Source organism: Pseudomonas sp. ZY71 (genome assembly GCF_036542145.1).
GTDB classification, from domain to species: Bacteria; Pseudomonadota; Gammaproteobacteria; order Pseudomonadales; family Pseudomonadaceae; genus Aquipseudomonas; species Aquipseudomonas koreensis_A.
Genome location: NZ_CP144274.1, coordinates 5,899,778 through 5,924,227, shown reverse-complemented (window position 1 = coordinate 5,924,227; position 24,450 = coordinate 5,899,778). Strand labels below are relative to the sequence as shown.

Genomic DNA, 24,450 nt, shown 5'->3' with positions numbered 1-24,450 from the left:
ATCCTGAGCTTTGGGAAATGAGCGAAAAGATGAGCGATAACACTGTTACTCCGGCTGCCGACACGCCAGCGGCCAAACCTTCGCGGCGCTGGCCTTTGCTTCTGGCCGGGTTGTGCCTGGTGGCCGGCGTGGCGGGTGGTTTTGGCTGGCTGCTGCTCAAGCCCAAGGCACCGCCGGCGGAATTGGCCAGTGACAAGCTTGGCCTGAGCCGCCCGGATGCGTTGCTGGAAACCCGCTCGCTGAGTCAGTTGCCCAAGGACTTGCTGACGGTGCCGTTCCTCAAGGCCACGCTCACCGAAGATTTCGTCTTCTATTACGAGACCCATGCTGATCGCCTCGGCTTGATCGGCAGTCTGCGCCGGATCATTTACGAGCATGACCTGAAACTGCAGGACAGCTTGATCGAACAGCTTTTCGATCAACCGGCCGACGTCGCGTTGTGGCGTGGCGCGGATGGTCGCTTGAAGGATTTCCTGCTGGTGATGGATCGCGGCGGGCTGGCGAAGCTGCTCGAGCCCTTGGCGAAAGTCGCGCTGGATGACACGCAGCTCAGTCAGATGGGCGAACTCAAGGTCGGCGGCGACACTGTGCCGCTGTATCAACTGACCTATAACGCCAGCAAAGCGCTGTTGTTCGCCTCCCATGGTGACAAGTTGGTGGTGCTGTCCAACCCGGCCAAGTATTACGACCCGGAAAGTGGCGTCTCCGAAGAATCGGGGCACGTCTCGCCACAAGCGCTGGCGGCGCTGCTCAATGGCGAGAAACTCTTCCCTGAAGCATTCGGCCTGCCAGCGAAAACCCCGGAAACCAAACAGCGTCTGTCGGTCAATTCCAGTGTTCTCGCCATGGGTTATCAGCGCTTCATCCCGAACTTCGCCGGGCTGCGTTTCGACATGGACGACAAGGGCTGGCACAGCTACCTGGCCATGGACGAGCTGGAAAACCAGCCCGACTTCGATTTCAAACCGGTCTGGCAAGCCATGCCGCTGGGTGCCAGTGCCTGCGTGACTTTGCCGGTGGCTGCCGAACCGCAGAAACCGCTGTTGGTTAAACTCGGCGCTGAAGAAGCGGTAGCGCAGACCCTCACCGAACACGTGGCTGGCGCGGCAGGCCTGTGCTGGTACGCCGATTCGCGTTTGTACACACCGTTGCTGGTGGCCAGTCTGAAAGATGAAGACAGCAGTAAACTCGATGGCGACCTCGGCAAACTGTTCGGTTCGATGGTCGGCGCATTCGAAGCCAACGTCGAAGAAAACGTCTTCCCCGTGGTCGAGAAACAAGAAGGCCAGAACCATGTCTGGCAGCGTCAGGTCAGCTCCAACTTCGGCCCGTATGCGGCGAAGACTGCCGAGAATCCGGACGCAATCAGCGGCAAGGCGTTCATGAAAGTCAGCCTCGCCCGTCACGGCTCGACGCTGCTGTTTTCCCTCGATGACAAACTCGTCGACAAGGCCCTCGGCACCCTCGACAAGCGCTTTCCGCCAATGGCCGACGTGCTGCCCAAAGATGTGCTGATGCCGATCTACTTCGGCCCGGATTCGATGGCGCAGCTGATGCAGCAGGAAACCCTCGACAGCCTGCCGCAAGACATGGAGCCGGTGTTCTATAACGCTGCACAAACCTACCTGATTCCGAAACTGCGCACCCTCGGCGGCTATGGCAAATATGCCCTGACTTTGCCTGAAGGCAGCGAGCCGGATGGCCACTGGCAGTGGTTGCCGCTGGAGTGGAAAGCGCTGTGACGGCACTGATCCGCAGCCTCGGCCTGCTCGCGCTGCTATTGAGTTCGGGTGCCCGAGCCGTTGAAACGCCAGCGCTGGACCCGGCGCAATCCCAGGTGTTTCGCGCCTGGTTTGTGCGCATCGCTCAAGAGCAACTCAGCCAGGGCCCAAGTCCGCGCTGGTATCAGCAGGACTGTGCCGGGCTGGTGCGTTTCGCCGCCAACGAAGCGCTGAAAGTACACGACGACAAATGGCTGCGCAGCAATGGTTTGTCCAATCGCTACCTGCCGCCAGAGCTGTCGCTCAGCGATGAGCAACGCAAGCTCGCCCAGCAATGGCAGCAGGGCGGCGGCAAGGTTGGGCCGTACGTCAACGCGATCAAACTGATTCAGTTCAACAGCCACCTGGTCAGCCGCGACGTCTCGCAGGCCCGGCCCGGTGACCTGATGTTTTTCGATCAGGGCGACGACCAGCACCTGATGATCTGGATGGGCCGCTACATCGCCTATCACACTGGCACCACCACCCCGACTGACAACGGCATGCGTTCGGCAAGCCTGCAGCAACTCATGACATGGAAGGACACCCGATGGATACCCGACGCAGCCAACCCCAACTTCATCGGCGTCTATCGACTGAACTTTCTCTCCCAATGACCGGTGCCCGCATGTTGCGTATCTGTTCTCGAATTCCTCTGCTGCTGGCATTGTTGCTGCCAATGGCCACCGTCAGCGCCGAAGATTCGGTTGAGCCGAGCGGCTATACGCCGGTGTCCGGTGAGAGCTTTTTCCTGCTGGCCGACAGCAGCTTTGCCAGTGATGAACAGGCGATGGTGCGCCTCGAAGCGCCGGGCCGAGACTATCGCCGTTTCCGCATGGAACCGTACGGCGGCGCCGACATCCGCGTATACCGCATCGACAAGCCGCTGGATTTCCTCAAGCGTCAGAAGAACCTGCACCGTGTGGTCAGTGATGGCCAGTTCAAGGGTGAAGGCTTGTCCAACACCCTCGCGTACCTGTGGGACAACTGGTACCGCAAATCCCGGCGGGTGATGCAGCGCGCGTTCTCCTATGAATCGCGCAAACAGGTCACCGAGGAAGTGCCGGAACTGAAGATGGGCAACGCCATCGCCGCACCCACACCGTACGACGCGCAGCCGCAATTTGCGCTGATCCCGGGTCTGCCGGTGGTCAGTCAGTTCCGTTATCCATTGTGGCAGGCCAAGCCGATTCAGCCGCCGACCGGGGTCAATCTGGCCGGGTCTTCGAGCGATTTCGTCAGTGTCGCGCCGGGTAACGTTTACATCCCGCTGGGCAATCTGAAACCGGGTCTGTATCTGGTTGAAGCGCTGATCGGTAAATACCGTGCGACCACCATGGTCTTCGTCTCCAACACCGTCGCGGTGAGCAAGATTGCCGGTGATGAATTGCTGGTCTGGGCTGCGCGCAAACATGAAGGCAGTTCGGTGCCGAAGGTTAACGTGCTGTGGACTGACGGCCTCGGCGTGATGAGCAGCGGTGCCACCGATGCCGATGGCTTGCTGCGCCTGAAACACGTCAGCCCTGAGCGTTCGTTCGTCATCGGCGAGGACGAAGAGGGCGGTGTATTCGTCTCGGAAAACTTCTATTACGACAGCGAAATCTACGACACCAAACTCTATGCCTTTACCGATCGGCCGCTGTATCGCCCGGGTGATTGGGTGTCGCTGAAAATCGTCGGTCGCGAGTTCAAGAATGCGCGGGATTCGGTGTTGCCGGGTGCAGCGGATGTCACGGTCAGCGTGCTCGATGCCACCGGTACCGAGTTGCAACACCTTGACCTGAAACTCGATTCGAAGGCCGGCACTCAGGGCCGCTTCCAGTTGCCGGACAACGCGGTGGCGGGCGGTTACGAGATTCGGTTCAACTATAAGGATCAGGCCTACAGCAGCGCCTTCCGTGTAGCCGAGTACATCAAACCGCATTTTGAAATTTCGCTGAACCTGGCCAAGCAGGATTACCGCACCGGCGAGCCGGTCAAAGGCAGTCTGGTGCTGCTCTACCCGGACGGCAAACCGGTGGCCAACGCCAAACTGACCCTGAGTCTGCGTGCCCAGCAACTGTCGATGGTCGACAACGAGCTGCAATACCTCGGGCAATTCCCGGTGGAACTGACCAGCACCGAACTGACCACCGACAGCAAAGGCAATGCAACCCTCGACCTGCCTGCCGCCGACAAACCGAGCCGCTACATGCTCACCGTGTTCGCCAGCGATGGCGCGGCGTATCGGGTCAAGACCACCAAGGAAATCCTTATCGACCGTGGCGCGGCAAGCTTCCGTCTGAGTGCACCGCAACGCTTCAGCGCGGTCGGCGACAAGGTTGCGTTCAGCTACGCCAACGAGGGCGGCACCGAGCAAAGCAAAGCGGTGACGCCGAGCACGTATGGCTGGGTGCGTCTGGAAGACCAGAGCTCCGGCGAAGGCAAACTCGCAGCGACGGATAAAGGTTTCAGTCTCGCTTTCGAGCGTCCGGGTACCTACAACCTGACCTTGAAAGATCAACACGGTCGCGTACTCGGTGCCACCGGGCACTCGGTCACTGGTGACGGCGTCAAAGCGGTGCCGGGCACCGTAGAAATCGTCCTCGATAAACCCGAGTACAAAGCGGGTGATGAAGCGCTGGCGCTGATCACTTTCCCTGAGCCGGTCAGCGATGCGTTGCTCTCGCTGGAACGCGACAAAGTCGAAGCCACTGCGCTGCTGGTCAAGGGTGGCGACTGGCTGAAACTGGAAAAACTCAGCGACACTCAATACCGCGCGCGCATCCCGGTGAAGGACAACTTTGCGCCGAACCTGACCTTCTCCGTGCTCTACACCAAGGGCGGTCAGTACAGCTTCCAGAACGCCGGGATCAAAGTGGTCGCGCCGCAAATCGACGTGGCGATCAGCACCGACAAAGCGGTGTATCTGCCGGGCGACACGGTCACGGTTGACCTGACCACGCAGTTCGCCGGCAAAGCCATTCCGGCGCACCTGACCGTCAGCGTCGTCGACGAAATGGTCTACGCGCTGCAACCGGAAGTCGCACCGACCATCGACCAGTTCTTCTATCACCCGCGCCGCAACAACGTGCGCACCAGCGCCAGCCTGTCGTTCATCAGTTACGACGTCGCGTTGCCGGGCAGCCCGGGCGCACCAGGCAAAGCCAACCGCAGCGAGCGCGGGGTGAAAGTGCTGGAGCGGCCGCGTCGTGAAGACGTCGATACCGCTGCGTGGCAGCCGGAGTTGTTGACCGGTGCCGACGGCAAAACCCGCTTCACTTTCAAGATGCCGGACTCGCTGACCCGCTGGCGCATTACCGCCCGCGCCATCGCCGATGACGGTCAGGTCGGGCAAAAGAAACAGTTCGTGCGTTCGGAAAAACCGCTGTACCTGAAGTGGAGCGGCCCGAGCAAATTCCGCAAGGGCGATCAACCGCAACTCGGTGTCTTCGCCTTCAGTCAGGCCGAGAAACCGGTCAAGGCTGAACTGGTCACCCATTACGCGGGCGCCGAACAACGCCTGCCGGTGACCCTGAACAACGGCATCAACTACCTGCCGCTGCCAGCGTTCACATTGGCTTCCGGCGAGTGGACGGCGGAGCTGGTGCAGGACGGCAAGACCGCCGATTCCCTCGCTGTGCGCCTGAGTGCGACCGGTGATGGCTGGCAAGTGACGCAGACGCAAAGCCTTGATGTCGCCAGTGGTGACACTGCGCTGAGCCTGCCGGCGGATGCCACGGATATTCGCCTGCGTCTGGATGACAGTCCGCAAGCGTTGTTCCGCTCGGCACTCGATGATCTGCTCAGCTATCCGTACGGCGGCGTCGAGCAGACCGCCAGTCGTTTGCTGCCGCTGAGCATCGCCTATCCATCGCTGGCGTCGAATCCGCAGATCCGTGATCGCTTGCGCCTGATCATGCAGAACAGCCGCCTGCGTCTGGTACAAATGGCCGGGCCATCGGCGAGCTTCACCTGGTGGGGTTACGACGGTGAGCCGGATGCATTTCTCACCGCTTACGCTTATTACGCCGACTTCAACGCCAGCCAGGTGCTGGAGCTGACCTTGCCGCCGGAGCATTGGCAGCGGGTGCTGGAGGTGTACGCCAAGCAAGCGCCGAACACGCCGTTGTTACAGCGCGCGCTGATTCTGTCGTTCGCCAAGCAGATGCATTTGCCGGTGAACACGCTGCTCAGCGGCTTGATGGACGATCTGGCCAAGGCCGGTGAAGGCAACGCCGAAACGCTGATGGACGATGGCGAAGACAGTCTGGTGATGAGCGATCCGGATTCGGCGCTCGGTCTGGCAACGGCACGGGTGTTGACCGCCTCTTTGGCCACGCAGTCGAAAGTCGCCTTGCCGGACGCGTTCAATCGTCAGGTGGGCGCTGCGCAACAGCGTCTGTCGGTCAGCTCGCAGCCATTTGCCGAAGCGCTGAACCTGTCGCTGCAACCGTTCGATCAAGCGCGTGCGCAAGCGCTGTTGCAACGTCTGCTGCCACAGCAATCGACCCTCGAGCGTGCGCTGGCGCTGACCTGGTTGCAACGCAGCATCGCCCAGGCTTCGCCGACCATCGCCTTGACGCCGGGTGAAGGCTGGAAGAAAAACTACGGTGCAACCGGTGAGATGTACTGGACTTGGCAAGGTGCCACGCCGGTGCCGAGTGTGTTGACAGTGTCCGGCACACAAGAGCGTCCGCTGCGTGCGGCGCTGAGCTTCCAGACTCAGCAACCGGCAGTCGATCCGATGGCCGTGACCATCACCCGACGCCTGTCGCGACTGGTGCCGGGCGATGAAGCGTTCACCTTCAAACTGGAGCCGGTCGGCACCAAGCCGCTGTCCAGCGACAGCCTGTATCTGGACGAAGTGATCCTCACCAGCAAAGCGCCGAAACCACTGCGCTACGGCATGCTCGAAGTGCCGCTGCCACCGGGCGCCGATGTCGAACGCACCACGTGGGGCATCAAGTTGCAGGGCAAGGACGGCACCGAACCGACTGCGCTGGAGAAGGCGCGTTTCGAACCGGGTCAGTTGGCCTACGCGGTCCCGGTCGATGCGCTGAGCGGCGAATTGCGCCTGCGTCATCTGGTGCGCTTCTCGCAGAAGGGCCAGTTCAACCTGCCGCCGGTGCGTTTCAAGCAGATCTACGCTCCGCAGCATCAGGCCCAGGAAGCGAAAGCCGCCTTCGGTCAGGTCACGGTCAACTGATATGACCCGGCCGCTGCTGTGGCTGTTGATGTGTGTGATGCCTGCGCTGGCGACGGCGCAGGACGAGCCGTTGCGCGTGGCCTACAAGGGCGAGTTGTTGTCGTTGAGTCAGACGCAACTGATCAAGCGTGAACCGTTGCCGTCATCGCTGGATACGCCGTTGGGCAGTCTGTGGAAGTTGTTTGTCTACGCATGGCTGGTGGATACCGGCGCGCGGGAGCCGGCATATGAATGTCGCGGGCAATCGAAAGACGAGATTTATTGCTGCTCGGCGGGTGGCAAGATCGAGCGTGATCAGGCGTTGGTGAAATCCTGCGGGTTGTATTTCGAGCCTGCGCGGTTAGGGATTTCGGCGGCGGATTGGCGTACCTATTGGCAGGCGCGGCAGGCGCCGTCGTGGTTGCTGGATTTGCCGTCGGTGCAGCCGGCTCAACGGGTTTCCGTGGTTGAGCTGCTGAAGGTCCTGGCGACTTTGCCGGCGCAGGATCAGGCGCGTCGAGTGCTGCTCGATGTAGTGCTGAATGCGGCGGATGGCAATGTCGTCGGCGAACTGGGCGGGCGCCTGCGGGTGAAAACCTGGAGCTGGCTCGGTGATCAGGACCCGCAATCGCGGCAGGGCGGGTTTGCCGGTTGGACGGCTGATGGCTCGCCGGTCTGGGCAGGCGGGCGCGGCACCAGTCAGATGGTCTTGCGGCATTACGGCCAAGCATTGGCGACCGTGTTGCCGGCAGCCTGGCCCGAGGAGGCGGGGCGTTGTGTCGAAGTCAGCCTGTTTTCGAAGTACCCAGTTTCGAAGGTGTTAGCGGGTGATCGCCTCACGATATCCGGCCCGTTGCAAGGCGACTACCGCGTCGAATTCGCCAACGGCAATGCGCTGGATATCCACAGCGACGGCGAACTGTTTCTGCTCAACGACAAACTCGTCGCAAGGCTTGATCGCGAAGAATATGTCGCCCGCGTCCTTGAGCGCGAAGCCAAACCCGAACCCGCCGAAGCGGCCAAGGCGTTGGCCGTAGCGATCCGCACTTATCTGCTGCAAAACGCCACACGTAACGGCGACTGCCTGAGCATCGATGACAGCAGCAATCGCCAGCGCGTCGCCCCGCGCCCGGCCTCTGCTGAATCCCGAAGCATCGCCGCATGGACGGCGGATCTGGTGCTGGCCGGTAGCACCGTCACCTATCACTCCGATCAACCCGGCCCGGACAAACTCGCCTGGCAACAAGCCGTCGAGCAAGCTAATGCCGGTCAGCGTTACGACGCGATTCTGCTGCACGCCTATCCGCGCGCCAGCCTCAGCCGTTGGGACAACCCGGTCGCTTCCTGTGAAGCGCTGCCCGCCGCACAAGACTGGCTGCAAAAACAACGTCGCGGCTGGCGTCCGACGCTGGAAAGCGAAACCGGCTACAACGAAGTCAGCACCTTCGCCGTCTGCAAACTCGCCTTCGGCCGTCCTTTCGTCGACCGTGAACGCCAACGCATCTACGTGCGCGGCGTGCTGACCCTGCAGGATCGCCTCGACCTGACCCACGAATACCTGCACCTGGCCTTTGAAGCTCACCCCAACGGCCAGGATGAAACCTACATCGAAGGGCTCGCCCGTCATCTTTTGCTGGAATAGACCATGACACTCCGTTATCCACAGGTCTTGCTGCTGCTCTGCACCTTGACTGCGCTCTCGCCGGTCATTGCTGCCGACAGCGTCAAACTCGACACCCCGGTCGGCGGCTGGCGCAGCGGCGCACCCGAAGGCGAGGGCGAAAGCTTCCGCCAGACCGTCAACTACCCGGCCTCATCGGTCAACACCCCGGTCGGCCAGGCCAACACTGCACGCATCAGCGGCGAAATCAAAGCTACGCAGAAGGGCAACGAACCCGGACGGCTGATCGTCAATGGCGTGAGCATGCCGCTGAAAATCGATGACAGCGGCCGCTTCGATCGCCCGTTCTCGTTCCCCAACGGCAGCAACAGCGTCGAAGTGCGCAGCCCCGACGGTCAGCAACGTCACCGCACACAATTCCTTAACACCAGCGGCGGCGCCACCCCGGCCAAGCTGCGCGTACTGCTGGCATGGGACAGCGACGGCACCGACCTCGACCTGCACCTCGTCACCCCCGACGGCGCGCACATCTGGTACGGCAACCGCACCGCGCCTAACGGTGCCGCGCTCGACGTCGACGTCACCACCGGCTACGGCCCGGAAATCTTCGCCATGCCGGCGCCGATCAAGGGCCAGTATCTGGTGTATGTGAATTACTACGGCGGTGGCTATCGCGGCGATGACGAGGGCGGCGATGAGGCGGTGCAGGCGCTGACCACGGCGCAGGTGACGGTGATCACTGAAGAGGGTACGCCGAGCGAGAAGATGGAGACGTTTCTGATCCCTATGCGCGCGGTGGGAGAGCTGACGCTGGTGAAGTCATTCAGTTATCCCTGAGCAGGTACTCGCTCAGGGATAGCACTAGAAACCGGGCGGAATGTAACCGGGTACGAACGGAACGTTGATGCATTTGCCATGAATGATTTTTCCGTCCTCGATCCTGAACAATACGATCTTTTTGGCTTTATTGACGGTGGCTTCCAGTTTGCAGTCAGAGCTATGCCCGACCGTCTCGTAGTACTCGGTGTACACCATGCCGTTGCCGGTGTGATTCATGGAAGTGCCGGCCGCTTCGGTGGTGGTCCAGCTGGAGGATTTGAACCAGGTCAGGACGGCCAGATTTTCGCCGTTGGTACTGGTCTGTTTTTTCATCGAGTCAGGTTTGCCGAACAGATCGAGTGCTTCCTGAACATCCCGTCCTTCCCAGCGCGACTGCGCAATCAGGTGGCAGCCATTCACCATTGATACTGTGGCTGTTATCAGCAGCGTCAGTAGCGTCTTAGTCCATTGATTCATCATGACTCCCGGTGTCATGTGCGAGACGAAATAGCGCGCTGCAGCGCCCAGAAATCAGGCTGTTACTTGTTGCCCAGTATCGAGTCGAGGTTGTCCATCATCTGGCCTTTCTCTTGAATCGGTGCAAGTTTGAAAAACATCTGCTGCATGCCCTGAATCATCTGCAAGTGCTCCATCTTGCCCACTGCAATCATGTCTTTTTTCTCTGGAGTGCAAACGAAAGCCAAAGCGCGCTGCACCCAGAACTCCTTCGGCTGTTGCCATTGCTCGTTCACTTTCAGGTGCCGCAGCATGTAGGCAATTCGATCCACCGACTGGCCGTTAACAAACCGCAGCTTGTTGGTCTTGCACTGAACTTCCAGGTTGTAGGCATCGATCATTGGCTTGCCCGGCTCTTCATACACCAGCGTCACCGCCAGCATTTGCGCACCCTTGGTACGCGTCGACGGCACCACGGATGTGCTGTCGGCGACATACATGATGTTCTTGTGCGGGACGCCGTTACCGTAAATGATCCACCAGTCGCCGACGGGGTTCGGCTCTTCTGCTGACACTGAAGTAGCAGTCAAGAGGGCAGTCAGTAGAGCGAGGGATTTACTCAGTTTGAAAAACGATGACATGGTGCTGCTCCATTCCTTGGCGCTTTTGTAGTGCACAAAAACAGAATGGAAATTTAGTGGCGGGTGCCGGTTGGGGCAATTAGGGCGGATGTGCTAATGGCTTATTGAAATGGTCGGTGGCTGGGCACTAATTATCGGTAAGGCTCAGGTACAGCGAGCGCAACGTCTGTACACGATTGCGTCCCTGATCCTTGGCGCCGTACAACGCCTGATCCGCTTCCGAGAGCAGACGTGACAAGTCGTACCCGGATTCGCGGGTGGTTACTACGCCGATGCTGACGCTGAGCAAACCCGGCTCAAGAATCGATAATTGGGAAAACGAGCGACGGATCCGTTCGGCTATCTCCAATGCAGTCTGCTCATCGCAATTGTTCAGCAGACAAGCAAACTCCTCACCACCTATCCGCCCGCAAACATCTTCCTTGCGCAGGCTCTCGACCACGATCCGGCCGAACGCGATCAACGCCTGATCCCCAACGGGATGGCCATAGGTGTCATTCAGACGCTTGAAGTTATCCAGATCACAAAGCAGCAAAGCCGCCGGTTCTGCGTGTTGCTGGCTTTCAGTCAGCAACTGCCCGGCGTTCATCATGAACGCGCGACGATTGCCAATGCCCGTCAGCGGATCGCTGAACGCCGCCGCTTTGAGCTTGAGCTCTGCACGTTCCTTGACCATCGCCAGGGTGATGTAGGCAATGCCGATGACATACAGCATCGACTCGAACAGCATGAACGAGAAAAACGGCACGCCCTCGCCACTGCCCAAGAGCGCCTTTGTCACCGGCAGCCCTTCATCGGTCGCACTGCGAACGGCGTAGAACACCGTGTGCAGAACGGTCAGCACCAGTGCCGGCATAAACGCGACGTTCAGGGTGTTTCTGCTGCGCCAGAGCTCCAGCGTCGTCAGCACGCCGTAACCGAATGCCAGCAAGGAGTAGATCAAAACCCGATTTGGCATCGACTCGTAGAAGGCGGGAATCAGGCACAAGGTCAGCCAGGCGAACGCCCCAGCCAGAATGCCGGACACTGACGGCCTGCGCCCGACCAGTGTGCGCATGGCCGTCCAGTTCATCGCTGCACTGAGCAACAGAACAACATTGCCGAACACAATGGGAATGAAGTCGACCCCTCGGTCACGCCAACTGACCAATACCACGCCCAAGGCGCCAAGCAGCATCATGCTGCCGAGGTACGCCAGTGGCGGCTCGCGGGTTTCGCGATACCAGGCGTGCAGCGTCAAAAGCCCCATCAAAAAGAAGACGAAGACCGAAACGACCAGCAGGGTCGGGATATGCAGGGCCATTCCATGGATTCCCGTGAGGCTCAATACCGGAATCCGGCCGGGGTCGGGGATGCGGGTAAAAACAGAGGGCGGTGACTGGGCGGGATTTAGCACCGAGCCATTGCAATTGGCAAGTGTCGGTTGCCGAATGACACAGCGGAACCGCCTAAAGGCTCACGCCGTATCTGCGGTTCACGGGGCTGAATAGGTACTGGCGGAGGATGGCATCAAGGTGACGCTGAAGTGCTCATTGCCCACCGGTTTCTTTCCGGGTGTCGGGGAGGTTACGGCGATGATCGTCGCCTGATCCTGACGCCGCATCGGCATGACCACGCTGGTGTCTGCATTCAAGTAACTGGCCATCGTCGCGAGCGTGAGCCCGACAAAAGGCGACGCCGAGCCCGTGTCACCCAAGCGCTGAGTCAGGTCGTAACCCGCGCGAGAATCGAGCAGGTTCAGCGAACTGTGTGCCGCGTTGAGCGCCGGCAACAGTTGCGCCATTGCCGTGGCGTTCGAGCCACTGTCAAAGAACAGCCGGGTCGGCTTTGGCGCGAGCCCGGCCATGGCCTGATGCCAGCCAGCGGCCAGTTTCAGCGTCATGGCCTCACGCTTCAGCGGTTCGCCGTTATCCGGCCGGCGCATCGACACGCTGACCGGTCGATGCAGCCTGGCCAGTACCGGCAGCGCATCCCATTGCTCGAACGCACGCTGGGTCCAGGGTTGAGGAATGAACGGCGAGGGCTGGAATGCCACGGCGGGTTTGCGCGCCCGCCAACCGGTGAACTCCGGGTCGATTGCGTTCTCGTTGATCCGGGCAAACTGAGCGTAGTAACGCAGCCATTCGACGCGCTCCGGGCGGCCGACGACTATGGCGACCATCGAGTCGGTGAGTTCACCGGGCTTACGCGGCCCGGGTCCACCAATCAGCGGCGCTTTTTTTGCCGAGAGGGCAAACGACATGCTGAAGCCCTCCACGTTGTAGATCAGCACGGCGGGGAGGTCGGGGTTTTGCTCGAACAACCGGAACAACTCTTCCAACAGACCTTCCGGGGTGTCGTTGCAGACAAGGCCGTCTTGCAGATTACGCACGCGATGCCAGTGCAGGCCCGCTTCCGTGCGGTAAGCGTTGACCATGCCTGAGAGCATTTTTCGGGTCCGTTCTGGAGAGAAGCGCAGGTTCGGCGTAGCGGGGTTCCAGCCTCGGACCACGGTGATGGTGGGGATGGGCCATTTTTCCACGAAGTCGCGTAAACCCAGTTCCAGCGCATCAGCTTTGCGCTTGTCGTAGGCCATGTCCTTGTCGTCGCTATCCACCGGATATTTTCCTGGATCGGTCGGCAGGATGCTGCCGATGTGCAGGGATTCGGCCTGTTTCGCGTTCTGCTCCTGCAAGGCTTTCCAGACCTGACCCTGCCGGAATACGTCGACACTTATGCCGACGGCGAGCACATCGAGAGTGTCCAGACGCGGCGAAGTGGCTGGCGCGCGGTAACGGGCATCCACGGGCATGGCTGTCGCTTCCTTGGCCGAAGGATAGGCAGTGACGGCCGAGGGCGGACTGGCAAAGCAACGGGTGAGCGTCAGCGGCTGTTCAGCCGCTTGAGCCAGGGAGGTGATCAGGAAAAAACCGATGAGAAGCAGGCAAGCAGGATTGAGAGACGTGCGGTTTTTACTCTTGCGAAGCACCAAACTGTCACTGGCCAGAGTGCGCGACGGGGCGAAACAGGTTTTCTTTGCCTGAGCTGCGTCAGTCATCGTGTATTTCTTCCTTGAAAGTTACCCCGTTTGTCGCGAGGAATGGGGTCGATCGGCTGACCCTTCACGTTGATCCCCGACCATGATGACCTTTGTACGGCGCCAAGGTCATGACAGATTTGCACGCGGCCACTTATTGACGTTGCGCCTCAAAGACGTAGGGGTTGCCCGGGTCCGGGAAGTGCAACAGGTACTGCGCAACCGGCGTTTTACCATCGGACAGCCGATAATCCATTTTCAGACCGAGAGGGTTGTTTTCCAGCTCCGGACCCAGATAGGAATTGTCCGGAAAACTGAACTGGTTCTGCGGAGCCCTGCGAACGCCCGCACAGGACGCAAACAGTGGCGGTAGCGCGTAGAGGTGTTGCTCGTGTACCAACAACACGTGAGTGTAGCGAACACCGCGGCCACTGCTCACATACTTCATCTCGACGCACGTTGAGGTGCCTTGGCGCCAGACCGTAGCCGACGCCAGATTTTCCGGGTCGACGGGATCATTTGTGCGCCATGCCGGTGGCGCGAAGTTGCTGGCGTCGCGCAGTGGCCAGCGCTGTTTGCCGATCGTCAGGGCGTCGCCATCGAAGACAATCTCGGGTATGCCTTTGGGCGGGTTGAGGGCCAATTCTTCAGGAGCGCTCCACTGCGCCTGGTCATAACGTTCGAACGCCGGACGCATGGCATTGACCCAAAGGCAATGCCTCGGTGATTCCGAGCAGGGCATGGTCAGTTCGATCCCGGGCCCCGTAAACAGGTTGCTGCCCAGCGACTCGTAAAAAGCACGGTAATCGGTGAACTGTACCGGGGCTGCCTTCGCCAGAAAGGACAGACTCGCGCCAATAAACAGGCTCAGATAACGGGTAAGTGTGCTCATTGATACCTCCTGGCGCCGGATGCCTAATGATTCATCCGAAATGACGCTATGGAAGTCATTTTGCCGATGGCGGCTGTGGACTGATACCTGTGCGAATAACGTGGGGCGGGTTTATTTCAGGCATTAAAAAGCCGGCTTGTGGCCGGCTTCTCGGGGACTGGCTTGGCCTATTTTTGGTAAACCGCGCCAGCCTTCAAAACGTACATCCGGATCTGCGTCCGGCTGTGGGACTTGGTCAGACGTTGGTCTGCCGCGTCGGGCGCTGTCTGAGCCGCGGGGCGGGTCGATGCGCAAATGTGGGGCGCAGGATACTGAGTTTTGCTTGGGATTCCCAGTCTGAAGTGCGGTTTAGAGCGACTTCTACGCTAGAAATCCGCGATTTGTACCGATTGTCCGGGCCTCTTCGCGAGCGGGCTCGCTCCCACAGGGTTCAGTGCAGACTCGAAAAACTGCATCAAGTCAGAGAAACGGCACCACCGGCCGCCGCTTGCTCACCGTCGACCACCAGAACACCCAGCCCAATATATGAATCCGCTGTTCTTCAATCTGCGCCGGGCGGAACACTTCGTCCGGGTATTCGGCGCTGTTGTGGCTGCGCAGGCGCAGGCCGTTGCCGGGCATGCGGTGCAGGTATTTGATGCGCAGCATACCGTCGTGTTCGATGGCGTAGATCTCGCCGTCGACGACTTGGGTCAGGCCGCGGTCGATGGCGACGACGGAGCCGTCCTCGATGCGTTCGGCCATGCTGTTGCCGATCATGTGCGCGCAGATGGCATCGGCAGGGCGGATCTCCAGTTGATCAACCTGTGCACGCAGCAGGCGGATGGACAGGTCCGGGTCCTGGATAACGTGGGTTTTGTCGGAGCCGTTGGTCTGTGGTGTTTCCTTGAAGAAGGCCAGCTCGATGTCATTGGGATGGATGAATCGGTAGGCGCCCTGTGGATCGTGGGCGTCAAAGCTGTCGCCGTTGCTGGCCGGCGGAGTCAGGCTTGGCAGCTCTTTCGTGCCTTGGCCGGTTTTCAGCCATTCGCTGTTGACGGACAGCAGGCGTGAGACTTCTTCCATGCGATACGCCGGGACGCCCCGGGTGTACCAGTTGTGGACATTTTGGGCTTCCGTGCCCCAGAACTTTGCGAAACCCGTCGTCGAGATGTTCGCAGCTTCCAGGAGTGCCTTGAATCTTGGACCGCTAGTGTTCTTTCTCATAAACACGGAGTCTACGGCCGTGCCAGAGCGGTTTGAATAAACCGGACGTTCAAAAACGGGCTGAATTTTGCGACGGGATGTAAGACGTTCTTGTGGGAAATTACACAGGCTAAAACTTTTCTGTAGTCCTCGATAAACACTCTGTTTAAGACAGCTTTTCCCGAGCACAAAAAACCCCGGATCAACCGGGGTTTTCTTCAAGCCTCACGCATAGCGCAGGTGCTTAGCCTTTGTAGGCGGCAACCGACTTGGTGATCGCTTCGCGGGCGGCGTCTGCACCGGCCCAGCCTTCGATCTTGACCCATTTGCCTTTTTCGAGATCTTTGTAGTTCGCGAAGAAGTGCTCGATCTGCTGGATCAGCAGCGGTGGCAGGTCGGTGTATTCCTTCACATCGACGTACAGCTGGGACAGCTTGTCGTGTGGCACTGCGATGACTTTGGCATCGCCGCCGCCGTCGTCAGTCATGTTCAGGATGCCGACTGGACGCGCGCGGATCACCGAGCCTGGCGCAACCGGGTAAGGGGTCACAACCAGCACGTCGAGGGGATCACCGTCGTCAGCCAGGGTGTTCGGGATGTAACCGTAGTTGGCCGGGTAGAACATTGGGGTGGCCATGAAACGGTCAACGAACAGGCAATCGCTGTCTTTGTCGATTTCGTATTTGATCGGCGCGTGGTTGGCCGGGATCTCGATCGCGACGTAGATGTCGTTCGGCAGGTCTTTGCCAGCCGGAATCTTGCTGTAGCTCATTGGGCGTTGCCCCCGTAGTTGACCAAAAACACTTGGCCGGATTGACCAAAAAGTGGCGGCGATTATAGGCATATTCTGCCGTCGACGCCATGTACCGAAAGTCGTGCAGAGCTTAGTCGTGCGCCTGATAGACCGGGTCTGAGGCCTGAAGTTGCCGCAACCGGCTCAACGGGTCCTGGCGGTAGAAAAGCTGCAACTGCGCATAGACCTGTGGATAAGCCTCGTGCAGCAGATCCGGGGCGCTGAAGAAATACTCGCTGGTGACCGCAAAGAACTCCGCCGGGTTCTCGGCGGCGTAGGGATCGATGGCGGTTTCGGCGTCCGGGTCATGGTCAAGCTGGCGGTTGAGATCGTCGTAAGCCTTTTGCATAACGATTGCCCAGTCGCTGACGCGCATGTCGGCATGCAGCGGTGGCAGGCCATTGGCGTCGCCGTTGAGCATGTCGAGTTTGTGCGCCAGTTCGTGGATCACCAGGTTGTAGCCTTCCCAGCCACCACTGGCCATGACGCCGGGCCAGGCGAGGATGATCGGCCCCTGCTGCCACGCTTCGCCGCTGTGTTCGCCGTCCCACTCATGCTCGACACCGCTGGCGTCACGATGACGTTGCGGGCTGAGAAAGTCGTCGGGGTAGAGCACGATTTCGTGGAAACCCTGATACCAGTTCAGATCGCCCAGATTGAGCAGGGGCAATTGCGCCTGGGCGGCGAGCAGCAGGCGTTGTTCCTGATGCAGTTCGACGCCGGGCAGGGCGCTCAGGTGTTTGTCTTCGAGGAACAGTACGCAGGCTTCGCGCAGCCACTGGTCTTCGGCTGCACTTATGCCGTCAAGAAAGCTCAGGTGATGGCGGACCCGTTGCCACATGTCGTCAGCAATCGGGTGCTTCGCCAGAATACGCCGACGACGCCAGGCGCTCAGCGACCACATCGGCTTAGTGCGATTGCGCTTTGGTGCCGCCGAAACGGCTGCGAACCACACCGAGGATCATCGGCACCAGCGACAACAGAATGATCGCCACCACCAGCAATGACAGGTTTTTCTTGATGAACGGTACGTTGCCGAAGAAGTAGCCGAGCGTGACCAGACCGCCGACCCAGAGGATGGTGCCCAGCACGCTGAAACCAAAGAAACGCGGATACGGCATCTTTGCCACGCCGGCGACGAACGGCGCAAAGGTACGGATGATCGGCAGGAAGCGCGCGAGGGTGACAGTCTTGCCACCATGCTTGTCGTAGAAATCGTGGGTTTTTTGCAGGTAGTCGCGACGGAATATTTTCGAGTTCGGGTTGCTGAACAGTTTTTCGCCAGCCGTTCGTCCGATCACATAGTTGGTGCTGTCGCCAAGGATCGCCGCGAGCATCAGCAAGCCGCCCAACAGCACCGGGTCCATGCCACCACCAGCCGCCACGGCGCCGGCAATGAACAGCAACGAATCACCCGGCAGGAAGGGCATTACCACCAGACCGGTTTCACAGAAGATCACCAGAAACAGAATGGCGTAGATCCATGGCCCATAGTTGTTCACCAGCAAATCGAGATAGACGTCGAGATGCAGGATAAGGTCGAGCGGGTTGAAATCCATGGGGGCACCTGTTTGACGGCCCGACTCGGCAGGCCTGTGCGGATGACTTCGTGTAAGCCTACAGCGGGGTGTAGTTTTTCTTACAAGCCGGAAAGATCGGGATTATACGGTCTGAAAGATGAAAAGCGCGTTGGTTTTGTAGCGAGGGATGTCGAGGTGTGAACAATTGTCAGGAAGCATTCGGGTGCCTGAGGGAGCGGGCTCCCTCATCACACGTTGCCTGTGCAGTCAGAGCTCTTCGCTGATCGGCAGCACGTAGTTCTTGAACTCGGTGTCTTCCTTGAACCCGATGGACTCATAGGTTTTCTGCGCCACTTCGTTATTGCTGCTGGTGGAGACGCGCATGCGCACGGCCTGGGTTTCCTTGGCCATTTTCTTCGCGGTGCGGATCAGGTTGTCGGCGACCAGTTGGCGGCGCGCATCTTCAGCGACATAGATGTCGTTGAGGATCCACACACGCTTGAGCGACAACGAGGAGAAGCTCGGGTAGAGCTGGCAGAAGCCCATCAGTTTCTTGTCATCATCATCGGCCAGCGCCAGATAGATCACCGATTCCTTGCGGCGCAGGCGTTTTTCGAGGAAGGCGCGGGAGGAGTCCGGGTAAGGCAGGGAACCGTAGAACTCGCGATATTTGACGAACAACGGAGTCAACAAATCCAGATGTTCGAGGGTCGCTTGAATAATCCGCATGATAGGTCTCGTCTTCAAGTGGCTGTCTTCAACTGCTCTGACGGCGATGGGAAACCCGTGCGGCCGTGCATCGATCCTGCCTGAAACCGGCGCAGAAACGCAATGCGGAAACGGTTCAGGTTGTGGGCGGATCGAGTAGGAAATTGCCTTTCATATCTACACCAGCGTCCGATTCCAGCGTTTGAACCTGTGCTTCGTCCTTCAGGTTGACCCCCGACAACTGCCGCCGACAGGCTTCGCGCATCAGATAGAGCAAGCGATGCGCCGCCATGCCGTAGCTCAAGCCTTCGAGCCGCACATTGGAAATGCAATTGCGATAGGCATCGGTCAGGCCGATCTTTGGATTGTAGGTGAAATATAAACCAAGACTGTCCGGTGAACTGAGTCCCGGACGTTCGCCAATCAGCATCACCAGCATTTTCGCGCCGAGCAATTGGCCGATTTCATCACCGACCGCGACGCGGCCCTGTTCCACCAGGACAACGGGCGCCATCGACCAGCCGTCGGCGCTCATCTGTTCTTCCAAGCGCGTGAGAAACGGCAAGGTATGCCGATGCACCGCCAGTGCCGACAGGCCGTCGGCCACGACAATTGCCAGATCGACACCGCCGGGATGCGCCGCCGCGTGTTCGCGCAAGGCCTGCGCCGATTCATCGCTGAGCTTGCGCCCCAGATCCGGACGTTGCAGATAGCTGTTTCGATCTACGGCGGCACTGTGCAGCAGCAGGCTTTCACGCCCGTGCTCACCGAGTTGCGCGCTGAGCCCGGCGTGATCGAACGGCAAGTGCACGGCATCGCGTGCCTGCGCGTGGGCAAACTGGAAGTCCAGCTGCGCGTTGGTCGGCAGGCTGGTGCCGGTGCGGCCGAGGGCGATGCGCGCAGGGGTCAGGCGGCGCAGTTGCAGCCAAGGGGTCTGCGGGTCGATGGGTGGTTTTTCCATGTGACTCATCCCAGTTGCGCCAGCGCTTGGCGGAAGGCCGGCGGCAAGTTGTTACCGAAGCGAACCTTGCCATCCGCTTGGGTGAAGATGCCCATGTTTGCCAGCCATTGCTCGAACTCAGGCGCCGGTTTCAGGCCCAGGGTCTGCCGCGCGTAGAGCGCGTCATGGAACGAGGTGGTCTGGTAATTGAGCATGATGTCGTCGGAGCCAGGGATGCCCATGATGAAGTTGATCCCGGCGACACCGAGCAACGTCAGCAGGGTGTCCATGTCGTCCTGATCGGCTTCAGCGTGGTTGGTGTAGCAGATGTCGCAGCCCATCGGCACGCCGAGCAACTTACCGCAGAAGTGGTCTTCGAGGCCGGCGCGGATGATCTGTTTGCCGTTGTAGAGGTACTCCGGGCCGATAAATCCTACGACGGTGTTGACCAGAAACGGCTTGAAATGTCGTGCCACGGCGTAGGCCCGGGTTTCGCAGGTCTGTTGGTCGACGCCGTGGTGGGCGTTGGCCGACAGTGCGCTGCCCTGACCGGTTTCGAAATACATCAGGTTCTGCCCGAGAGTGCCGCGGTTCAGGCTCAGACCGGCGTCGTAGCCTTCCTGCAAGACATTCAGGTTGATGCCGAAACTAGCGTTGGCCGCTTCGGTACCCGCGATGGACTGGAACACCAGATCCAGCGGCACGCCACGGTTGATCGCCTCGATAGAGGTGGTGACGTGGGTCAGCACGCAGGCCTGGGTCGGGATGTCGTAGCGCTGGATGATCGCGTCGAGCATTTCCAGCATCGCGCAGATCGAGGCGATGCTGTCGGTGGCCGGGTTGATGCCGATCATCGCATCGCCGTTGCCGTAGAGCAGACCGTCGAGAATGCTCGCGGCGATGCCGGAAGGTTCGTCGGTCGGGTGGTTCGGTTGCAGACGCGTGGACAGGCGCCCACGCAGGCCGAGGGTGCCGCGAAACTTGGTCACCACGCGAATCTTTTGCGCTACCAGCACCAGATCCTGCACGCGCATGATCTTTGATACCGCCGCGACCATTTCTGGTGTCAGGCCGGGGGCGAGGTTGCGCAGGCTGGTTTCATCGGCGGCGTCGCTGAGCAGCCAGTCGCGGAAACCGCCGACTGTGAGGTGGCTGACCACGGCAAAGGCTTGTTTGTCGTGGGTGTCGATGATCAGCCGGGTGACTTCATCGGCCTCATAGGGAATCAGCGCTTCTTGCAGGAAATGCGTGAGCGGGATGTCGGCCAGCGCCATTTGTGCTGCTACGCGTTCGCCATCATTGAGCGCGGCGACGCCGGCGAGGAAGTCCCCGGAGCGCGCCGGGCTGGCTTTGGCCATGACGTCCTTGAGGCTGTCGAAGCGATAGGTCTGGGCGCCGACGGAATGGGCGAATGCGGCCATGGGGCGGTGTCCTCCAATAATTGCTGCAATCTGCTTTATGTAGGAGTGAGCCTGCTCGCGATGCAGGCAACTCGGTACAACAGTCATACCGCGTCGATGCGATCGCGAGCAGGCTCACTCCTACAGGTGTTGTATGCACTTCAATAATGCGGGCACCAGGTATTTGGCCCGGTGCCGGTGCAGCTAGATACCTTCGAGCATAGCGTCTGCCGGCGCTTCGGCGCGTTGCTTGGCGGTCAGCTGGAAATACAGGTAACCGGCGGCCATGAAACCAAGGAACACACAGCCGATCAGCGTGTTGAACCACGCCATCGCCACCAGACACACCAGCGCCAGAAACAGCGCAATCGCCGGCACCACCGGATAGCCCGGCGCACGGAAGGTGCGCTCCAGGTTCGGCTCGGTCTTACGCAGTCTGAACAGGCTGAGCATGCTGATGATGTACATCACGATCGCGCCGAACACCGACATGGTGATCATCGCCGCCGTCAGGGTCATGCCTTGCAGATTGACCAGGCCGTCGCTGTAAATCGCCGCAATACCGATCACGCCACCAGCCAGAATCGCCCGGTGCGGGGTCTGGAAACGCGACAGCTTGGCCAGTCCTTTAGGCAAGTAACCGGCACGGGCGAGGGCGAAGAACTGACGCGAGTAGCCGAGAATGATCCCGTGGAAGCTCGCCACCAGACCGAACAGACCGATCCACACCAGCATGTGCATCCACGTCGAGTTATTGCCAACCACGGCTTTCATTGCTTGCGGCAGCGGATCGTTGATGTTCGACAGCTGACGCCAGTCGCCGACGCCGCCGGCCATGACCATTACGCCGATAGCGAGGAACACCAGGGTCAGAATGCCGCTGACGTAGGCCTTGGGAATCGTGCGTTTCGGGTCTTTCGCCTCTTCGGCGGCCATGGCGGCACCCTCGATGGCGAGAAAGAACCAGATCGCGAAGGGGATCGCCGCGAAGATCCCCGGAATCGAACCGAGGGTGAATTCGTTGGCGCCCGACCAGCCGTTGAGCACGAAATTGCTGAAGCTGAAGCCCGGGGCAACCACGCCCATGAACACCAGCAACTCGGCAACGGCGAGCACGGTGACCACCAGTTCGAAAGTCGCGGCGATGCTGACGCCAAGGATGTTCAGGGTCATGAACACGAAATACGCGCCGACGGCGGCGATCTTCGGATCAAGCTCCGGGTATTGCACATTCAGATAGGCACCGATGGCCATGGCAATCGCCGGTGGCGCAAAGACGAACTCGATCAGCGTGGCGATGCCGGCGATCAATCCGCCTTTCTCACCGAAGGCCCGACGGCTGTAGGCAAACGGCCCGCCGGCGTGGGGGATGGCGGTGGTCAATTCGGTGAAGCTGAAGATGAAGCAGGTGTACATGGTCGCGACCATCAGCGCCGTGACCAGAAAACCGAGGGTGCCGGCGGTGCCCCAGCCGTAACTCCAGCCGAAGTATTCGCCGGAAATCACCAGGCCGACGGCAATGCCCCACAGGTGCAGGGTGCCGAGTGTGGGTTTGAGCTGTGTGGTGGAAGTCATAAGTCCTCTCTGGTTTTTATTGTTCGATCTGTTGGACTTTCAGGTAGCGCGGTTGAGGTGGATGGATGCTGTTCACGCAGCGGCAGTTTTCACGCAAAACCTGAATGACGGGTACGCAAGGGCCGTGCCAGAGCGGCCAGGCCATTGATGGTGTGTCAGACAGGGCGCCTTCGCGAGCAGGCTCGCTCCCACAGTGGATTTGTGGCGAGCCTGTGTATGTGGTGCGGCACAACTCCCTTGTGGGAGCGAGCCTGCTCGCGAAAGCGGTTGAACGGGCGACTCAGAAATTTCAGAGTCGCCCCGGGTTTTAGAAGAAGCCCAACGGATTGATGTCGTAGCTCACCAGCAGGTTTTTCGTCTGCTGATAGTGATCGAGCATCATCTTGTGGGTTTCACGGCCCACGCCAGACTTCTTGTACCCGCCAAACGCGGCATGCGCCGGGTACAGGTGGTAGCAGTTGGTCCACACACGGCCAGCCTTGATCGCGCGGCCCATGCGGTAGGCGCGGTTGATGTCGCGGGTCCACAGGCCGGCGCCGAGGCCGAACTCGGTGTCGTTGGCAATGGCCAGTGCTTCGGCTTCGTCCTTGAAGGTAGTGATGCTCACCACCGGGCCAAAGATTTCTTCCTGGAACACGCGCATCTTGTTGGTGCCCTTGAGCAGGGTCGGCTGGATGTAATAACCGGTCGACAGATTGCCCTCGAGTTTTTCCACCTTGCCACCGGTCAGCAGCTCGGCGCCTTCGCCCTTGGCAATTTCCAGGTACGAAAGGATTTTGTCGAATTGCTGCTCGGACGCCTGCGCGCCGACCATGGTGTCGGTGTCCAGCGGATCACCACGTTTGATTTGCAGGACTTTCTTCATGACGACGGCCATGAACTCGTCGTAGATCGATTCCTGCACCAGCGCACGGGATGGGCAGGTGCAGACTTCGCCCTGGTTGAAGAACGCCAGCACCAGACCTTCAGCGGCTTTTTCAATGAAGGTCGGCTCGGCCTGCATGATGTCTTCGAAGAAGATGTTCGGCGATTTGCCACCCAGTTCCACGGTCGACGGAATGATGTTTTCGGCGGCGCATTTCATGATGTGCGAGCCGACCGGGGTCGAGCCGGTGAAAGCGATCTTGGCGATTCGCTTGCTGGTGGCCAGCGCTTCGCCGGCTTCTTTGCCGTAGCCCTGAACAATGTTCAGCACGCCCGGTGGCAGCAGGTCGCCGATCAGTTCCAGCAACACGGTAATGCCCAGCGGGGTTTGCTCGGCAGGCTTGAGCACCACGCAGTTGCCGGCGGCGAGTGCCGGGGCGAGTTTCCACGCGGCCATCAGGATCGGAAAGTTCCACGGGATGATCTGGCCGACCACGCCCAGCGGTTCATGGATGTGATAGGCCACGGTGTTGCCGTCGATTTCGGCAGCGCTGCCTTCCTGGGCGCGCAGGCAGCCAGCGAAGTAGCGGAAATGGTCGGCGGCCAGCGGGATGTCGGCGTTGAGGGTTTCGCGGATGGCTTTGCCGTTGTCCCAGGTTTCGGTGATCGCCAGCAGTTCGAGGTTCTGTTCGATGCGGTCGGCTATTTTCAGCAGGATCAGCGAGCGTGCCTGCACGGAGGTGGAACCCCACGCGTCGGCAGCGGCGTGGGCGGCGTCCAGTGCCTTGTCGATGTCTTCGGCAGTGGAGCGGGGGAATTCGGCAATTGGCTGGCCATTCACTGGCGAGGTATTGGTGAAGTACTGACCTTTGACAGGCGCGACGAACTCGCCGCCGATGTAGTTACCGTACTTGGCTTTGAACGAGACTTTGGCGCCTTCAGTACCGGGGTGAGCGTAACGCATGATGATGTTCTCCTTGGCTTTGTACTTATTAGAGAAACGCGCAAGTGCGCTTGCTATAAGCGTAGAGCAAAGGTCGGGCCACTGCCGTGCAGGGCAGGTAAATCAAGGGCTTGGCAGGTTTTTGTCGGA

18 protein-coding genes and 1 pseudogene are annotated in these 24,450 nt (G+C 59.9%); 5 read left to right on the top strand and 14 right to left on the bottom strand.

The genetic code is table 11. The annotated features are described in order from the left end of the window. Positions 1–29 precede the first annotated feature (29 nt). From VY732_RS26265 to VY732_RS26245, 5 genes are read left to right on the top strand one after another with little or no spacing between them, the layout of a single operon-like run. Positions 30–1,742, top strand: coding sequence for a DUF2138 domain-containing protein (locus VY732_RS26265; protein ID WP_331692585.1), 1,713 nt, complete (start codon positions 30–32; stop codon positions 1,740–1,742). After that, the gene (locus VY732_RS26260) at positions 1,739–2,377 is read left to right on the top strand and encodes a DUF1175 domain-containing protein (RefSeq protein ID WP_331692584.1); all 639 of its coding nucleotides are present in this window, start codon (positions 1,739–1,741) and stop codon (positions 2,375–2,377) included. Before VY732_RS26265 ends, VY732_RS26260 begins: the two co-directional genes overlap by 4 nt. After that, positions 2,374–6,948, top strand: coding sequence for an alpha-2-macroglobulin family protein (locus VY732_RS26255; RefSeq protein WP_331692583.1), 4,575 nt, complete (start codon positions 2,374–2,376; stop codon positions 6,946–6,948). Before VY732_RS26260 ends, VY732_RS26255 begins: the two co-directional genes overlap by 4 nt. Before the next feature lies 1 nt (position 6,949). After that, on the top strand, positions 6,950–8,569 hold the full coding sequence (locus VY732_RS26250; protein ID WP_331692582.1) for a DUF2300 domain-containing protein: 1,620 nt from the start codon (positions 6,950–6,952) through the stop codon (positions 8,567–8,569). Between the two features lie 3 nt (positions 8,570–8,572). Continuing rightward, positions 8,573–9,385 (top strand): YfaP family protein, encoded by an 813-nt coding sequence (locus VY732_RS26245; RefSeq protein ID WP_331692581.1) that lies wholly within the window; start codon positions 8,573–8,575, stop codon positions 9,383–9,385. A gap of 24 nt (positions 9,386–9,409) precedes the next feature. Here the strand turns inward: VY732_RS26245 and VY732_RS26240 are convergent, their stop codons facing one another. The 14 genes and pseudogenes from VY732_RS26240 to exaC all read right to left on the bottom strand — a co-directional run bounded on the left by VY732_RS26240 (position 9,410) and on the right by exaC (position 24,321). Further along, complete coding sequence (locus VY732_RS26240) at positions 9,410–9,844, bottom strand: hypothetical protein (RefSeq protein WP_331692580.1); 435 nt, start codon at positions 9,842–9,844, stop codon at positions 9,410–9,412. 62 nt (positions 9,845–9,906) lie between these two features. Continuing rightward, positions 9,907–10,464: a hypothetical protein gene (locus VY732_RS26235; protein ID WP_116029875.1), complete on the bottom strand. Its 558-nt coding sequence runs from the start codon at positions 10,462–10,464 to the stop codon at positions 9,907–9,909. A 127-nt stretch (positions 10,465–10,591) separates the two neighbouring features. Next, on the bottom strand, positions 10,592–11,767 hold the full coding sequence (locus VY732_RS26230; RefSeq protein WP_331692579.1) for a GGDEF domain-containing protein: 1,176 nt from the start codon (positions 11,765–11,767) through the stop codon (positions 10,592–10,594). A 186-nt stretch (positions 11,768–11,953) separates the two neighbouring features. Continuing rightward, a pseudogene (locus tag VY732_RS26225) lies at positions 11,954–13,501 on the bottom strand (type VI lipase adapter Tla3 domain-containing protein); the annotation flags it as partial. A 133-nt stretch (positions 13,502–13,634) separates the two neighbouring features. Further along, positions 13,635–14,372, bottom strand: a complete 738-nt coding sequence (locus tag VY732_RS26220) for a hypothetical protein (RefSeq protein WP_331692578.1) — start codon at positions 14,370–14,372, stop codon at positions 13,635–13,637. A gap of 459 nt (positions 14,373–14,831) precedes the next feature. Further along, positions 14,832–15,578, bottom strand: coding sequence for a S24 family peptidase (locus tag VY732_RS26215; protein ID WP_077574688.1), 747 nt, complete (start codon positions 15,576–15,578; stop codon positions 14,832–14,834). 223 nt (positions 15,579–15,801) lie between these two features. Further along, the gene (gene ppa, locus VY732_RS26210; RefSeq protein ID WP_003205933.1) at positions 15,802–16,329 is read right to left on the bottom strand and encodes an inorganic diphosphatase; all 528 of its coding nucleotides are present in this window, start codon (positions 16,327–16,329) and stop codon (positions 15,802–15,804) included. Between the two features lie 112 nt (positions 16,330–16,441). Beyond that, on the bottom strand, positions 16,442–17,254 hold the full coding sequence (locus VY732_RS26205; protein ID WP_331692572.1) for a zinc-dependent peptidase: 813 nt from the start codon (positions 17,252–17,254) through the stop codon (positions 16,442–16,444). A gap of 4 nt (positions 17,255–17,258) precedes the next feature. Next, the gene (locus VY732_RS26200; protein WP_007910892.1) at positions 17,259–17,909 is read right to left on the bottom strand and encodes a DedA family protein; all 651 of its coding nucleotides are present in this window, start codon (positions 17,907–17,909) and stop codon (positions 17,259–17,261) included. 228 nt (positions 17,910–18,137) lie between these two features. Further along, positions 18,138–18,599 carry a GNAT family N-acetyltransferase gene (locus tag VY732_RS26195; protein WP_007910890.1) on the bottom strand — a complete coding sequence of 154 codons (462 nt, stop codon included), beginning with the start codon at positions 18,597–18,599 and terminating at the stop codon, positions 18,138–18,140. Between the two features lie 115 nt (positions 18,600–18,714). Continuing rightward, positions 18,715–19,548: an ethanolamine ammonia-lyase subunit EutC gene (gene eutC, locus VY732_RS26190; protein ID WP_442968554.1), complete on the bottom strand. Its 834-nt coding sequence runs from the start codon at positions 19,546–19,548 to the stop codon at positions 18,715–18,717. Further along, positions 19,545–20,939, bottom strand: a complete 1,395-nt coding sequence (locus VY732_RS26185) for an ethanolamine ammonia-lyase subunit EutB (protein WP_137216637.1) — start codon at positions 20,937–20,939, stop codon at positions 19,545–19,547. The genes eutC and VY732_RS26185 overlap by 4 nt, the downstream gene beginning before the upstream one ends. A 183-nt stretch (positions 20,940–21,122) precedes the next feature. Further along, complete coding sequence (gene eat / locus VY732_RS26180; RefSeq protein ID WP_116029869.1) at positions 21,123–22,493, bottom strand: ethanolamine permease; 1,371 nt, start codon at positions 22,491–22,493, stop codon at positions 21,123–21,125. A gap of 307 nt (positions 22,494–22,800) precedes the next feature. Beyond that, positions 22,801–24,321: an acetaldehyde dehydrogenase ExaC gene (gene exaC / locus VY732_RS26175; RefSeq protein WP_282358493.1), complete on the bottom strand. Its 1,521-nt coding sequence runs from the start codon at positions 24,319–24,321 to the stop codon at positions 22,801–22,803. Between the last annotated feature and the right edge of the window lie 129 nt (positions 24,322–24,450).

What these genes read in the sequence shown, in the direction of transcription:
- VY732_RS26265 (WP_331692585.1), top strand. Translation starts at nt 30, where the DNA reads ATGAGCGATAACACTGTTACTCCGGCTGCCGACACGCCAGCGGCCAAA.
- VY732_RS26255 (WP_331692583.1), top strand. Translation starts at nt 2,374, where the DNA reads ATGACCGGTGCCCGCATGTTGCGTATCTGTTCTCGAATTCCTCTGCTG.
- VY732_RS26250 (WP_331692582.1), top strand. Translation starts at nt 6,950, where the DNA reads ATGACCCGGCCGCTGCTGTGGCTGTTGATGTGTGTGATGCCTGCGCTG.
- VY732_RS26245 (WP_331692581.1), top strand. Translation starts at nt 8,573, where the DNA reads ATGACACTCCGTTATCCACAGGTCTTGCTGCTGCTCTGCACCTTGACT.
- VY732_RS26240 (WP_331692580.1), bottom strand. Translation starts at nt 9,844, where the DNA reads ATGAATCAATGGACTAAGACGCTACTGACGCTGCTGATAACAGCCACA.
- VY732_RS26235 (WP_116029875.1), bottom strand. Translation starts at nt 10,464, where the DNA reads ATGTCATCGTTTTTCAAACTGAGTAAATCCCTCGCTCTACTGACTGCC.
- VY732_RS26230 (WP_331692579.1), bottom strand. Translation starts at nt 11,767, where the DNA reads ATGGCCCTGCATATCCCGACCCTGCTGGTCGTTTCGGTCTTCGTCTTC.
- VY732_RS26220 (WP_331692578.1), bottom strand. Translation starts at nt 14,372, where the DNA reads ATGAGCACACTTACCCGTTATCTGAGCCTGTTTATTGGCGCGAGTCTG.
- VY732_RS26215 (WP_077574688.1), bottom strand. Translation starts at nt 15,578, where the DNA reads ATGAGAAAGAACACTAGCGGTCCAAGATTCAAGGCACTCCTGGAAGCT.
- ppa (WP_003205933.1), bottom strand. Translation starts at nt 16,329, where the DNA reads ATGAGCTACAGCAAGATTCCGGCTGGCAAAGACCTGCCGAACGACATC.
- VY732_RS26205 (WP_331692572.1), bottom strand. Translation starts at nt 17,254, where the DNA reads ATGTGGTCGCTGAGCGCCTGGCGTCGTCGGCGTATTCTGGCGAAGCAC.
- VY732_RS26200 (WP_007910892.1), bottom strand. Translation starts at nt 17,909, where the DNA reads ATGGATTTCAACCCGCTCGACCTTATCCTGCATCTCGACGTCTATCTC.
- VY732_RS26195 (WP_007910890.1), bottom strand. Translation starts at nt 18,599, where the DNA reads ATGCGGATTATTCAAGCGACCCTCGAACATCTGGATTTGTTGACTCCG.
- eutC (WP_442968554.1), bottom strand. Translation starts at nt 19,548, where the DNA reads ATGAGTCACATGGAAAAACCACCCATCGACCCGCAGACCCCTTGGCTG.
- VY732_RS26185 (WP_137216637.1), bottom strand. Translation starts at nt 20,939, where the DNA reads ATGGCCGCATTCGCCCATTCCGTCGGCGCCCAGACCTATCGCTTCGAC.
- eat (WP_116029869.1), bottom strand. Translation starts at nt 22,493, where the DNA reads ATGACTTCCACCACACAGCTCAAACCCACACTCGGCACCCTGCACCTG.
- exaC (WP_282358493.1), bottom strand. Translation starts at nt 24,321, where the DNA reads ATGCGTTACGCTCACCCCGGTACTGAAGGCGCCAAAGTCTCGTTCAAA.